The organism is Tenuibacillus multivorans (assembly GCF_900103915.1).
Taxonomy (GTDB): Bacteria; Bacillota; Bacilli; order Bacillales; family Alkalibacillaceae; genus Tenuibacillus; species Tenuibacillus multivorans.
In genome coordinates this window covers 109,218-123,507 of sequence record NZ_FNIG01000009.1, presented here as the reverse complement: position 1 = coordinate 123,507, position 14,290 = coordinate 109,218, and the positions used below count along the sequence as shown (strand labels likewise).

Annotated in this window: 16 protein-coding genes; 2 read left to right on the top strand and 14 right to left on the bottom strand. The window is 38.3% G+C overall.

The genetic code is table 11. The features are described from left to right. The coding region (locus tag BLP77_RS15905; protein WP_176753080.1) for a hypothetical protein at positions 1-249 on the top strand (249 nt) is incomplete at its 5' end. A gap of 183 nt (positions 250-432) precedes the next feature. Here BLP77_RS15905 and BLP77_RS13055 read toward each other — a convergent pair. Both BLP77_RS13055 and ku read right to left on the bottom strand, forming a co-directional pair. Further along, positions 433-1,101, bottom strand: coding sequence for a coiled-coil domain-containing protein (locus BLP77_RS13055; protein ID WP_093857571.1), 669 nt, complete (start codon positions 1,099-1,101; stop codon positions 433-435). A 78-nt stretch (positions 1,102-1,179) separates the two neighbouring features. Then, positions 1,180-2,046, bottom strand: coding sequence for a non-homologous end joining protein Ku (gene ku, locus BLP77_RS13050; RefSeq protein ID WP_093857570.1), 867 nt, complete (start codon positions 2,044-2,046; stop codon positions 1,180-1,182). 108 nt (positions 2,047-2,154) lie between these two features. On the opposite strand from ku, the gene ligD reads away from it, so the two are divergent. Beyond that, entirely contained in the window at positions 2,155-3,918 is a 1,764-nt protein-coding gene (gene ligD, locus BLP77_RS13045) for a DNA ligase D (protein WP_176753079.1), read from the top strand. A gap of 172 nt (positions 3,919-4,090) precedes the next feature. Here ligD and BLP77_RS13040 read toward each other — a convergent pair whose 3' ends face one another. The 12 genes from BLP77_RS13040 to BLP77_RS12985 all read right to left on the bottom strand — a co-directional run bounded on the left by BLP77_RS13040 (position 4,091) and on the right by BLP77_RS12985 (position 14,174). After that, positions 4,091-4,345, bottom strand: a complete 255-nt coding sequence (locus BLP77_RS13040) for a phage holin family protein (RefSeq protein WP_093857568.1) — start codon at positions 4,343-4,345, stop codon at positions 4,091-4,093. Between the two features lie 15 nt (positions 4,346-4,360). Then, positions 4,361-5,050, bottom strand: a complete 690-nt coding sequence (locus BLP77_RS13035) for an N-acetylmuramoyl-L-alanine amidase (protein WP_093857567.1) — start codon at positions 5,048-5,050, stop codon at positions 4,361-4,363. A 232-nt stretch (positions 5,051-5,282) separates the two neighbouring features. Then, on the bottom strand, positions 5,283-6,275 hold the full coding sequence (locus tag BLP77_RS13030) for a zinc-binding dehydrogenase (protein ID WP_093857566.1): 993 nt from the start codon (positions 6,273-6,275) through the stop codon (positions 5,283-5,285). Next, positions 6,272-7,225: an ArsA family ATPase gene (locus tag BLP77_RS13025; protein ID WP_093857565.1), complete on the bottom strand. Its 954-nt coding sequence runs from the start codon at positions 7,223-7,225 to the stop codon at positions 6,272-6,274. Before BLP77_RS13025 ends, BLP77_RS13030 begins: the two co-directional genes overlap by 4 nt. Positions 7,226-7,240: 15 nt before the next feature. Next, entirely contained in the window at positions 7,241-7,507 is a 267-nt protein-coding gene (locus BLP77_RS13020; RefSeq protein WP_093857564.1) for a cory-CC-star protein, read from the bottom strand. A 14-nt stretch (positions 7,508-7,521) separates the two neighbouring features. Beyond that, positions 7,522-7,809, bottom strand: coding sequence for a hypothetical protein (locus BLP77_RS13015; protein ID WP_093857563.1), 288 nt, complete (start codon positions 7,807-7,809; stop codon positions 7,522-7,524). 239 nt (positions 7,810-8,048) lie between these two features. Then, a complete protein-coding gene (locus BLP77_RS13010; RefSeq protein ID WP_093857562.1) occupies positions 8,049-9,788 on the bottom strand; it encodes a carbon starvation CstA family protein in 1,740 nt (579 codons plus the stop codon). A gap of 122 nt (positions 9,789-9,910) precedes the next feature. Further along, positions 9,911-10,771 (bottom strand): 5-oxoprolinase subunit C family protein, encoded by an 861-nt coding sequence (locus BLP77_RS13005; protein ID WP_093857561.1) that lies wholly within the window; start codon positions 10,769-10,771, stop codon positions 9,911-9,913. Between the two features lie 12 nt (positions 10,772-10,783). Further along, positions 10,784-11,539, bottom strand: coding sequence for a LamB/YcsF family protein (locus BLP77_RS13000; RefSeq protein WP_093857560.1), 756 nt, complete (start codon positions 11,537-11,539; stop codon positions 10,784-10,786). Beyond that, positions 11,529-12,242: a 5-oxoprolinase subunit PxpB gene (pxpB, locus tag BLP77_RS12995; protein ID WP_093857559.1), complete on the bottom strand. Its 714-nt coding sequence runs from the start codon at positions 12,240-12,242 to the stop codon at positions 11,529-11,531. The genes BLP77_RS13000 and pxpB overlap by 11 nt, the downstream gene beginning before the upstream one ends. Further along, positions 12,217-13,785 (bottom strand): zinc ribbon domain-containing protein, encoded by a 1,569-nt coding sequence (locus tag BLP77_RS12990; protein WP_093857558.1) that lies wholly within the window; start codon positions 13,783-13,785, stop codon positions 12,217-12,219. Before BLP77_RS12990 ends, pxpB begins: the two co-directional genes overlap by 26 nt. Beyond that, a complete protein-coding gene (locus BLP77_RS12985) occupies positions 13,785-14,174 on the bottom strand; it encodes a zinc ribbon domain-containing protein (RefSeq protein WP_093857557.1) in 390 nt (129 codons plus the stop codon). Before BLP77_RS12985 ends, BLP77_RS12990 begins: the two co-directional genes overlap by 1 nt. Positions 14,175-14,290 lie beyond the last annotated feature (116 nt).

Genomic DNA, 14,290 nt, shown 5'->3' with positions numbered 1-14,290 from the left:
ACAGCTGAAATAGAGCTCGTCTCAGGTACGCCACCATTGACCTTCGCTTTTGTCCGTGTTGTGGTTACAATGCAGGTAAGCCCAAAAATAAAGCCTGAAGGCTTATCTGAAAGAAAGTATAACACGGACAAATCGATTCTAAGTATTCGGACGGCTGGGGCCCCGTTACCCCAACCACCGAACACTAAGAATCGGGCGCTACGGTCAATGGCAAGCAGCAAAGCTGTGGCTGAACCTAAAGTTGTCTGAGACGTTCTCGTACTCTAATAATCAAGTGGCTGCTTTTTATATAGGAAACTACTTACACACTTTATTTGACAAACCCGTTGAGAAAGATACGTTATAACATAAATGACTGGCTGCCAAAACAGCCAGTCATTTTTTTATAATTTCGGCTGATTGATCAGATCCAGCTTAAAATTTCCAATTCCCTTATTTCAGTTCTATTTGTTTAATCTCTTCTTCTAGCTGACTTAGTTTGTGTTCTAATTGATGAATTAAATCGAATTTAACGATGTGCTGGCTGTGCTCTTTTCCATTTACACTAATTTTTTTCAGTGTATTCGTTAACTGTGAAATGAAAGTCTTCCTAAGTAAGACTTCATGTTCACGTAGATCTGAATTTTCCATCCTTAAAACACGAATAGTATCTTCTAATGTTTTGATTTCAAATAATTGCTGTTCCTTTGCCTCTTTTAATTGGTTCAATTGATAAGATTGTTGTTTAATGGTGCTCTTGTTATTTTCAACGCGTTTTTGTTGAGCATTTTGCTTCGATATCAGTTCATGTTTTTCTTGCAATAATTGTTGTTGCTCCTGCTCTATATGCTCAAGGGCCGATTGATACATATAAGTCTTTATACGAGAGACTGATAATTGATTTTTATTGTCATCAAGTTGATCTTCTAAATCAGCTAAGGTTCCATTCAACTCATCAATTTGCTTTTGGAGTTGTTTATTTTCATCCTTTAAGTGATTTATGTTGGAATATCGAAAAGAATGCTTATAGGCCTTTAAATGTTTTTTATATTTATCTAATTCAGCTTTAACATGTATGAGCTGTTGCTGCAGTTGGATAGGATCTTGGCTAAATCTCGACAATGTAGCCCCTCCCTTTTACGAAAGCATATACATATATATGACATCAAAATGGAAGGGGTTCTACATCATTGCGCGTTTTTATGTTGCCTTGGCTTTCTTTTGTCCAGTGGATTTTTTCTTCGTTTTAGTTGTGGTTGTTTTCTTCTTGTTGGCGGTTGTCTTTTTATTACCTTTTTTCGTTTTATCAAGCGATTTCTCTAGAGCCTCCATTAAATCCGTAACATTATCCGGCTTTTCTGGCTCTTTGGCAGTCGCAATTTCTTCGCCTTCTTTTTTCTTCTCAATTAAATCGAGTAAAGCTGTGCGATATTCATCGGTATATTTTTCTGGTTCAAACTCAGTAGTCAGCTGTTCAATTAACATTTTAGCTGTTTCTAATTCCTTCTCAACGACATTCGCTTCTTCTGGAACATTTGGGACTTCTTGCACATCGCGTACTTCATCTGGATAATGGATTGTCTCCATAACGAGAGTATTATTGTAAATCCGTACAACGGCAAGGTGTTCTTTTGAACGGATCGTTATTTTGGCTAGTCCGATTTTTCCCGTATCCTTTAATGCTTGACGTAACAAGCCGTATGCCTTAGCCCCGCCTTCATTTGGCGATAAATAATAGCTCCGCTCAAAATATATCGGATCAATCTCTTCTAATTGAACAAAATCAACAATTTCTACTGCTTTATCATGTTTTTCTTCCTTAATGGATTCTAAATCTTCTTCTTCAAGCACAACAAATTTATTTTTCGTATACTCAAATCCTTTAACAATATCATCATTCCCGACTTCAGTTTCACATACAGGACAGACCTTTTCATATTTTATTGGCGACTGACACTCTTTGTGCAGATTCCGCAATTTAATATCTTTATTTTCAGTTGCTGAATGCAGTTTAACCGGTATATTCACTAAACCAAAACTAATGGTTCCTTTCCACATCGTGTGCATTTCATCACCTCTTTTGGACTGATAATACTGATTTGATATTAGTTTTTACCTTGTTGTCATAATCATTCAAGTTTAAGAAAAAATAATCGCGACGGAAGGATGACAATCATGTGGAAACCAATGCTGCCAACCTTAGTGGAAGATTCACCGAAGCAACAAAATTGGACATATGAAGTGAAATATGATGGCTTTCGCTGTGGGCTCGAATGGTCTAAGGACCAAATCAAGCTCTGGAGTCGTAATGGGACGGATTTGACGCCTTCGTTCCCGGAGGTAATCGCCTGGTGTCAAGAACATCAAGAATTGATTGAGGACCAACTTCCGATTTTTCTCGATGGCGAAATCGTGGTGTTACAAACGAAGTACCAAGCAATCTTTTCATTGATACAACAGCGGGGCCGTTTAAAATCAATGGACAAAATCAAAAAGGCGAGTAAAGATAGACCCGCGACCTTCATGGTATTTGACCTCTTAAGCATAAATGGGACATCCATGGCAAAAAAGGACTTTAAAGACCGTCGTAAGCAACTGGAAAGCCTTTTTAATCATTTAAACGCGAGCGATTTTCAATTTAGCGAACAGATTAATCTTGTAGAATCATTTAATAACTTATCAGATATACAGGACGTTGTGGATCTCCATCAAGGTGAGGGCATTGTGGTTAAACAAGAAAACTCAACATATCAAGAAGGTAAGCGAACAAAGGAATGGTTAAAAATCAAAAATTATCGTATCGTCTCTGGTGTGATTACAGGTTGGAATACGGATAATGACTACTTTGACGTTGAAATTTTGGATGAAAATGAGTTGGTTCATTTAGGCAAAGTGAAAAATGGTTTTCCAGATTATGGGAAAAACACGCTAACCACATTCATTCAACAAAATGGTCAAAAAATAAACGGGTTCTCTTGGGAAGTTGAACCAAGTGTTTGTATTGATATAAATTGTTTAAACGCAAAGGATGGCGACATTCGAGAGCCATCCTTCCATCAATTCCGTTTTGACTTAGACCCTGATGAATGTACCAAAGAGCAAGTGGATATCGGTTTAGCACAGCTACCTAAAGAAATCGAGATTTCAAAGCCTGATAAATATTTGTTCCCTGAGATGAATAAACGAGATTATGTCTTGTATTTACGGAAAGTTGCGCCTATCCTCCTTCCAAGACTAAAAGATAAACGATTAACGATGATTCGGTATCCAGATGGGATTGAGGAGCATTCGTTTTATCAAAAGCATTTGCCTGACTATGCACCGGACTACATTCAAACAATTGCGGGTGATGATGATGAAGAGGATATTCTTTGTCAGGATCTAAGAAGCCTGTTATGGTTTGGCAATCATGCGGCACTTGAATTTCATGTACCTTTTCATACCATTTATAGTGAATTTCCAGATGAGATGGTATTTGATCTAGATCCACCCTCATTGAAGCAATTTTCATTTGCTGTGATCGCAGCTCAATTAATTAAAGACATGGTCGAACATCAAGGTTATACACCTTATGTTAAAACGTCGGGGAGAACTGGTCTTCAAGTTCATATTCCGCTTGAACCTAAAAGTATGAGTTTTGATGATACACGCGAATTTATGGAGGCGGTCGCCAATGTTTTAGTTGAAAAATATCCCGACTCTTTTACAATTGAACGTCTAAAGAAGAATCGTGGCAATCGATTGTACGTCGATTATATCCAGCATGCACCCGGGAAGACAATCGTAGCGCCTTATTCGCCCCGTGCTACTAAAGAGGCAACAGTTGCAACACCACTGTACTGGGATGAAGTAAATGAGCAGTTGGATCCTCGAGATTTTACAATAAAAAATATTCCGAATCGACTCAAGGAAAAAGGCTGCCCTTTTTTACGAACATAACCTTAGTCTATCGGTGATTATCGCTTTTCTATCGGTGTATTTCCGTATTCTATCGGTGTATTTTGAATTTCTACCGGTGTTTTTTCAATTTCTATCGGCGTTTATTGCTTTTCTATCGGTGTATTTAACAAAAATAATAAAAAAATCCTCTAGCACGATGCTAGAGGTTCCACTATTGCTCATCTATAATGGACTGTTTATAAAGCTGATGCCCAAAGACGGAGGCACCTGCAACTAAAATTGACTGAATAAATGTATCGAATGAAAATCCTAACATAATGCCAGATAGAATAATGCTAATGACTAGTAAAGACAATGGTATGAAACGGTTGGGGATTATAGATGATGTTTTAATGATTCTTCCTAAGATCATTAATACCGGTATTAAGATTAAAGCCTCCTCTATAATGAAATCCATCAAATCCATTCTATGTCCCCCCTTCTAAGATTTGTAGCGTTCGATATACGCCTCAAAACCAGCGTCTCTTAACTTCTCTGCTCTAGTTTCGGCATTTTGACGCTTCCTAAATGACCCTGCTATTACACGATATAATAGATTTGGTGCTGTTATGCCACTTTTCTTTTGATACGACACACCCTCCTCACGGCAAATCGCTTTTACAACGGATTCATACATACCGACTCGATATTCTTCTTTTTGCAGTTCGTGACGGTTTGGACCATCTAGGAAATCATATTCAACAATTGTCACACGACAGCCCCCTGTCTCACGATGCATATAATAATAATCTAGATGATTGCGATCCGGATACCTTCGCGTAAAAATACGACGGAAAGGATAGCCTGACTGTTTAAATTCCTCCTTTAGTAATTGTTCAAATTCCCCACTTGCATGGATACTATGAATGAACTCTGCTCCATTACCGCCACCTGCATTAAAATGATGTGAGATGGCTTTGTCAAAATTCCTTACGTTATGGGTACGTTCACTATTGGGGAGTGTGACATCTTCGGTACGAGTCATTGCAGTCTCTATCCCTAGTTCCTGTAATCTGTTATGAACAAATAAAGCCGCCTCAAGTGCCCAAAGCTTTTCGTTTTGTCCGTACCTGATGGCTCCAGGGTCTGTCCCACCATGGCCTGCATCTTGTATCCACCGGCTCAACTTCACAAGTCCCTCCCTTCTTCAGTAGTAGGAATACTACTTTCATAAGCGCAACGGTGTCTTCAATCACCGAGTATCACTAACACAATCGTTTCAAACCCACTAAAAGTGATAAATAATTTTATAGTTTTAATACCACTCTTGTTATGAACTAAACAAGTTATTTTAAATAATTGTGAAAAATAGGTACTAAGTCATGCTTTGGGAACAAAAAACTGAACGCCGATGACGTCCAGTTTTATTCAATCTCAAAACCAATTTTTCCAAAGTTTTTAGTATCACGTAAATAAGTGAAGGCTTCTTCATATTCGTCTAACTTAAAGGTTCTGTCAACTTCCGGTTTAATATCGTGCTTATCAATAAAATCTAACATGTCGCGAAATTCTTCTGCACTCCCCATTGTGGAACCAAGTAAATTAAACTGCCCATAAAAGAAGTGTCGCATATCGATGTCAACATGATCATCAGTTGTCGCCCCAAATGTCACGATCGTTCCGCCTTTTCGGATAATGTTTAGTGACCGATTAAATGTTGCTTTTCCAACACTCTCGATTAATAGATCAACGGTCTCGCCTTTTAATTCTTCATTCCAATTCGAGTTGGTTTGAATCGCAACATCTGCACCTAACAACTTCGCTTTTTCTAGCTTTTCCTGACTTCGTGAGGTCACGATAACCCGTGCTCCAACTGCTTTCGCGTATTTCAATACAAAGGTCAATACGCCACTCCCAATTCCAGGTAACATGACCGTATCTCCTTTTTGAATATTCCCCCGTGTAAATATAACGCGGAATGCCGTTAAAGCGGCCAGTGGCAGGACCCCTGCTTCTACCCAGGACAAATGCTTCGGTTTCTTTTCGACTTGTTCTTGGTTCACGACAATATATTCACCAAACGTACCATCATCCGGTAGCCCTAAAATTTCAAACCCTTCAGGAGGGGCATCACTATTTTCTATCCAACCTAAAGCCGGATTAATGACAACCTCATCTCCTACCTGACAATTGGTCACACCTTCACCGACTTCAGCAATCACACCACTGCCATCTGAGCCGGGTATCAGTGGCCCTTGGTCTGGTTGATGACGCTTCGTGATCATTACATCACGTCGATTCATTCCAGCTGTTTTTAATTTAACTTTTACCGTGTTTGGTTTTACATCAGGTTCCGCGACATTTTCTACTGTCAATCCCTCGAAACCTTCAGCCTCTTTATGTACAATTGCCTTCATTTTACTTCCTCCTTCGTTAAAACTTCTAAATGCTCGGCGAATACGTTCAGCTTACCTAAATCAGAGATGTCCTCCTCGTACAATGGAATTTCTACCAATCTCTGCTTACGGAATTGATCATGAATCTCTTTTAAGTAATTTTGTTCGATATGTCTGCGTTTCTGTAAAAACTCACCATCAGCTTCATTTGGTAGCACTTTATTCACAATGAGTGTACGAACATGTAGATGATATTGATGCAATTGCTTGATTGCCTGTTTCGTCTCCAAAATTGGTAAACGCTCCGGAATTAAGACAAACATAAAACCCGTTTGCGCTTCATCTAAAATAATATCACGAACAGATGAGAATTTCTCTTTACGACCTTGTAAAATATCATAGATTGGATCATCAACAGGCTCCCCATCATTAAGCAATTGGGTGTAGTTCTCATTAATTTTCTGTCGCTTTTCTAACATCCCGTCAATCCAGACGCTCATTAATTCGGGTAAAGATAACAACCGAATCGTATGTCCTGTCGGCGCTGTATCAAAGATAATTTTATCAAAATGGTCCTGCTCATCTAAAATAATCGAGATTAATCGATCAAATAACGCCGCTTCATCTGCACCAGGTGATGCTGCCGCTAAATCAATCTGACGGTGCACTTCATCGACCATTTTCGATTTTACGAGCCCTTTTAAATTATCTTTTACTTGGTCCATGTAACGTTCTGTTTCTTTCGTTGAATCAATCTCAATTCCCCATAGATTTTGATCCAATTGTTTCTTTTCATGTGATACTTTTTGATGGAAAATATCCCCAAGATTATGCGCGGGATCCGTGGAAACGATTAAAGTTTTATATCCGGCTTGAGCGTTTGCTAAAGCCAGCGCAGCAGATGAGGTTGACTTACCAACGCCTCCCTTACCGCCAACAAAAATAACCCTTTGGTCTTGAATTTGGTTCATTTTAGTTCACCCCATTTAACAGCATCTAATCCCATCAAGCGGAGACTTCTCCATGCCCATCCGTAAATGCCAGTCATGGAACTTTTCCACTATATAAGGGTATAGCTCCAATGTATAATAAAACGCGGGATTAGGAATACCGAGCATATCGGAATACACCAATAATAAAAATAAATCATCCTCATCTCTTAACTCTCGCGCAATTTCCGTTCGATGAGGCACACTCAACATCTCATCATATAACTCTATCATTCTCTTAAATGAAAACTTCTTATCTACCATACGTCACACCCTTATTACGACGTTTCACTTACTATTTTATCAAAATCATCAGTATTTTCTAAATAATAACCATTAATAAATATAGCATTCAATTTAACGTGAAAACAGAGGTGTTTTAGGATATCGAGCCATGCAATGCGGCCTTTCTGTTTTTGTTTTACTAAATAACCTACAATCATCGAAATATTTCTTGGATCCATATAGGTAATGGATACCTCATCGCCATATTGTTCTTTTAATTCGAGATAAAACTCACCTAATTCACTTCGCCCTTTTTCTAGATGTTTAAATTCATCCGACATGGTGATGAACCCGTCATCACTAACGCCACCACATCAACCAACCCCAATAGCCTTTTCTTGACGAATAATTAAGACATCAATCAACCTCATCTCCTCCTAACCTAATGTGAAAAACTTGGACACTCAGCAAGGTAACTTGGACAATTTTTATTGGAACTTGAATAAAAAAAGAATTACTTGGACACTCACAATTTAAGTGTCAGATAAGAAAAGCCGCACACGAGGTACGGCTTAACATGTTAACTTACATCTTCTAGATTTTCATCTTTTTTATAGTTTATTAAAACTGAAATGGCTGTCAAACTAATCCAAATGGCAAAGACAAAGACAATCGCACCTAGGATAAACAATAACCAGTCAGAACTTCCTGCCCATGGTGCCCACTGCGTAAATACTTGTAAGAACATCGCGTATAAAGTCATAAACATGAGGAATACCATTGGAATTAAGGCTGGTAACATGTTACGACCTTTACGCCCTAAGTAAATCGCTAGTAATAATAAGCTAATACCAGCTAATAATTGGTTCGATGTACCAAATAACGGCCATAATAAGTATCCACCTGAACCAAGCCCACGATCATCACCTGGTAATAAAACTAGAATCGTACTGGATACGACCGCTAACGTTGTTGCCGCATGCTTAGATGTAATTGATTTTAAATTGTACTCCAACCCTAACTCAGCGATAATATAGCGCATTAAACGGACAGAGGAATCCAATGTTGTTGCCGCAAAGCTTACGATAATTACGGCGACAATCGTCGCTGCAACCGACTCAGGAATACCGATACCTGAAGCCAGAACGGCTGCCCCATCAACGAATACGTTCAAACCGCCACCTGCTGAATCAAAGTCACTATAGAATCCTAAAAAGTCACCTTGTGTTGGGAAGAACGTCACAACAGCAATAATCGCAATTAATGCCAATAACCCTTCTCCAACTGAACCTAGATAACCAACAAAACGTACATCTTTTTCATTATTAAGTTGTTTGGAAGTCGTTCCTGAGGATACAAGTCCGTGGAACCCTGAAATCGCACCACAGGCAACCGTTATAAACAAGATTGGGAACCATGGTGTGTCATTAGCTGCTGAGTTCGTTACGGGTGCAGTTATTTCCGGAGTTGTCACAAACAAACCTAAATATAAAATTAATAAACCTAAAATTAATTGGTGTGAGTTAATATAATCTCGAGGCTGTAATAGTTTCCATACCGGTAATGTTGAAGCAATGTAAACATAAACCATTAAAATGATAATCCAAATAAGGAATGCCATCTCAGTAGCACTGGCTCCGAATAAGGATGTAGTTCCTTCTCCTCCGAGGTATTCTACAACATTAATTTGTAATGGAGTAATATAACTTGTTAGTACGGCTGTCCCATACATAACGATTAAAGCAGCTATTGATGGGAGTAACATACTGCCACTTCGTTTATAAACATGATACCCAATCCAAATAGCGAGAGGAATTTGGATAAATACCGGTAAGACACTTCCTGGATTATTAATAAATAAATTCGCAATAACCCAAGCAAATACGGCATTAACCATAAGTACGAGTAGTAAAATAATGAATAAAAATAAAATCTTTGCCCGTTGTCCAACTAGCTTATGCGCCAAGGTACCAACGGACTGCCCTTTATTTCGGACTGATAAAAATAACGTACCTGAATCGTGAACACCTGCTGCAAAGACTGTTCCTAATACAACCCATAAAAATGCCGGTAGCCATCCCCAATAAACTGCAATAGCTGGTCCAACAATTGGAGCTGCACCGGCTACAGATGTAAAGTGGTGACCCCACAATACAAAGCGGTTTGTCGGAACATAGTCAACACCATCTTTATATTTATGCGCTGGTGTTGTGTAATTCGGATCTAGGCGGTATATTTTTTCTGCAATGAATTTGGAATAAAAACGATAGCCTAAAAAGAATACAATAAAACCAATTAGAGCTAACCAAATAGCACTCATTCTCATACCTCCCCGATTTTTTGATAACGCTTTCACAAAAAGTTTACTATTGATTATTCTGATTTGCAAGATTAATCAAAAAATTAAATCTATTAATATATTATATTAAAATACTATTTGGTTTATGTATTTATTTCATATCTTTTAAATCGGATATGCCCTTGTGGTTGGATTTGTGTGACTCTCCAAAGATCATCTGATAAGATCGTACCAATAGTTGGATAGCCACCCGTCGTTTGTGCATCAGCTAATAAGATCATCGGTTGGCCATGAGGTGGAACTTGTATTGTTCCAAACGTGACGGCTTCTGATATAATATCCTGTTCTTTGTTCATAGTCAGAGCCTTATCTCCCTTTAAAATAGCCCCCATACGATCCATTTTCATAAGCTGAAAAGGGTTAGAATAAAACTGTTGAATGGCACGCGAAGAAAATAAGGCCTCATGATGACTTGGAATGACTCTCACTTTAACATGAGATGTGTAAGTAGGGATGTTCCTTGGATTGATATGATAAGTGTTACAAACTTGACGCTTAAAACTTGATATAGTATCTCCTGTTTTTAATATTTCGCCTAAACCAGCCCTGCTATAAACAGACTGTGATCCTAAATAAACCGGTGAGTCAATACCACCGGACATGGCTAAATAAGCAATCGACCCTTGCTTGGAACCTTGAAATGTAAGTTGTTCCCCTTCATACAACCGTATACACTGCCACATCGGAACAGGTTTTCCATTGACCAGTGGATGAAAATTCGCACCGGTGATAGCAATATCAACATCCTCCTCAACATAACATTCAATTCCACCATAGATTATTTCAATCGCTGCCGTATTAGGTTTGTTACCCAGAAGCTTATTACTATAATGAAAAGCATAGTCATCCATAGGTCCAGAAACCGGGACACCATAACCGCGGTAAGTTTTTCGCCCGCCGTCTTGAATCGATGCATAAATACCTGGTTTAATAACGCTTAACATGAAACCATCCTTCTATTGAAATGATGAAACATGGATACCTGCATTCTCAAATGCTTCTCTAACCGCTTTGGCATGGTTAACCGCATTTAGTGTATCACCGTGTAAACAGATCGTATCCGCTTCAAGCTCGATGACTTTCCCAGAAGCCGAAATAACCTGTTGTTGTTGAACAATCATGAAAGCTTGTTTTAAAATATCCTCTGTTTCACCTTTTACGGCTTGTTTTTCTGTTCTTGGCATTAACAAACCTTCATCCGTATATGTTCGGTCAGCAAACGCTTCCTTTTTGACATCTAAACCAACATTTTCCCCAGCTTGAACGAGATAACTCTTACTGAGGCCATAAAGTTTTATGTTCGGATCAAAATCATAAACTGCCTGTGAAATGACTTCCGCTACCGCTTTTTCTTGATTAGCGAGATTATATAGGGCTCCATGCGGTTTTACATGCTGAATACGTTCATTTTGTACTTTTGCAAAACTATAAAAAGCCCCTAATTGATAGAGGATTAAATCATAAATTTCATCATGATCTAAGTTCATCGCTCTTCTCCCAAAACCTTGAAGGTCAGGGAAACCGGGATGCGCTCCGATAGCAACCCCATTTGTTTGAGCTTGTTTTATCGTTTCAGGTATAGTTCTATAGTCACCAGCGTGAAAACCACAAGCGATATTAGCTGAACTCACCACTTTCAACAGTTCATGGTCGTTACCTATCGTATACTGTCCAAAACCTTCACCTAAATCTGCATTTAAATCAATTGGCATGATACCACTCCATTTTCGGCTGATATTGGTCATCATTTATGATATGGTCGTAAGTTTTTCGATCAACAGGATAAAATTGGATGTAATCACCAGCTTGAAACATGAAGGGTTGCTCCTTTTGACTGTCAAAAATGTTAACAGGCGTATGACCAATAATATTCCATCCACCCGGTGACTGAATCGGATATATGCCTGTTTGCTGATTCGCAACACCAACACTTCCAGCTTCAACCTGTGACTTGGGTTCATCTAATCGTGGTGTCGCAATACGTTCATCCAAACCACCTAAATACGGAAAACCTGGTAAAAATCCAATCATATATATGAGATAATCTTCTCTCCCGTGTATACGCATCACATCATCTTCAGTAAGCTGGTTCTGTTTAGCCACTCGTTCTAACTCTGGCCCGTTATAATAGACCGGAATATGAACGAGCTTAGATTCAATCGAAACGGGATGTTCATGCATGTCATTTAGAGCTTCTTCGATTAATTGTTGCATATCTTTAAAATTAATCTTCTGAGGATCAAAGTAGATGGTCAGGTTCGTATAGGTTGGGACCATATCGACAATAAAAGGGTATGATTCCCTTTTTAAACTGCTAAATAATTGCTGAACCCTAAGATTAATTTGAACATCTATCTCCTCACCAAATGAAACGGTAATCGCCCGATCATTAAGCGGCCAAATCCGTTTGTTCATGTTTATCACCACTTCTTACCTTAGTAAATAGGAAAGAACCAAGCAATGTTATAACAAACGTGATGACAAAAAAAGTGACTAACGTTTGTAACGTGCCGAAACCAATTTCATACCAACCATCATAATCGGGTGTAAGGTTTTCAAAATACATTGTCGCTCCTCTACTTATGAGTGTCATAACGAATGTAAAGCTTAAGCTATAAATAATTACTTGTTTCAGCCGATTAACTAATGTTAAAGTGCTTAGTCTATAAGATACCCAAAGCAAAATAATAAAAGCGATTCCTACCAGGGCCCATAACAGCCCTTCAATCATCATAAACCCTTGGAACCACTCTTCAGGCATCGCATCACCATTAATTTTTTGAATCAAGTGATAGCTCATAGCCTCAGATATATCACCTTTAGCTGAAAATTGGAATGAATTCATAAATACTAAATTCAATAAAATAACCGCTACTTGAGCAATAATGACAAGTGATGAGACTAATGGTATACCTTGTAGCATCTCAAAAGCCTGTACGGATTGTAGTTTTGTCAAATAGAAAACGGTCGTCACACCGAGAAATACGAGTATAAGTATCATAAACGTTGTCAAGCTTAACCGAACAGCCCTTAACCAATGAGGGAACCTTATATGCCTTTGATATAAAAACACGAAAGATAAGGCAACCAAGCTAATAATAAAACTTGTCCATAGTGCATCTATTGAAATGTAAGAATAAGAATAGGTTACTTCAAAATTAGCATCCTCACTTGAATAAGTAACCATAAGACTGATTAAGAAAATGATTACGGAATACCATAAACCAAATGATAATAGATGTGTTATTATAGCTTTCCAGTTCGATAGTCGAGCCCATTTCATGTATATAAATCCAGCTATCGCAATCGATAACATCGCCAAAAACAAATAATAGACTAACCCTGCCCTAGACTCTTGATTTCTTACCAATTCAGGATCACCTGAAACCGAATCATTTTGATACGTTAAATGAACACTGGCTAGATTAGAAAGCATCATAACATCCACTGGCGACAGACTGGATACTCTATCCTCAGTCGATTCACCCATCCGAAATGTACGATTGTCACCTTTGGCTTGTAAATTCATCTGTTCGTACCGATCAATCATAAACCTATACTGATTAACTAATTCAACCTCTGGATTAATTTCGGAATGGTCAAAATTGGTCGGTTGCACATCGTTTAACGATAAATAACTCCCAAACCATAAAATAAGAACGGCTAATATAGCGAAAGGAAACGTTTTAATCAAACCTTGCTTAACATCATTTTTTTTAAATGGAATTGACGCTTTAGAATGATCAACCTCTCTTGTCCTAATATGCTCATAAGTTTCGCCACAAGCATGACAATAGATAGCCCCATGCATACGATCCGCACCACAGTTGTCACAGGAAATGGTGTCTATATGATTGATATTAAAATGAGCTTCAGGTTTATGTAAGGGGTAACCGTCGTGAATGCAATAGTTAGCTTTTCTCGAGTTGGCGGTACCACATTTTGTGCAATAAAACACTATCGCGATACCCCCTGTCTTGTACCACAAGCATGACAGAACTGAACTTGTGAATTAACTTCATTCCCGCATTCATCACATTTTTCTTGTTCCTCTTCCTCAGGAAATTCTAGCTTTCTGCCACATTCAGAACAATATGTATTGTGACGTTCGGCTAAATGACCACATACACACCGGTGGCCTAAATTCGTTCTTTCACTATTTTCCTTTATATAATATTGATATAATTGCTGATCCAAACTTGCAATCTGTTCACCAATTTCCTTTAGCTCTTCGCTATATAAATTACCAATACGATATTGATAATAAATAGATTCACCTAATTTCGTTAATAGCTCGGCTTTTTTCCGTTGTAATCGAACGGTTTCTATTTTTATATACTCGCTCATGCCTATTCCCCCATTATGCATACAATTAGTTATATTTTAACATACTCATTTTCATTCTGTATCTATTGAAAATGGTTTAATGATGCCCAACGAAACGAGTCAATAAAAAGGGTGAA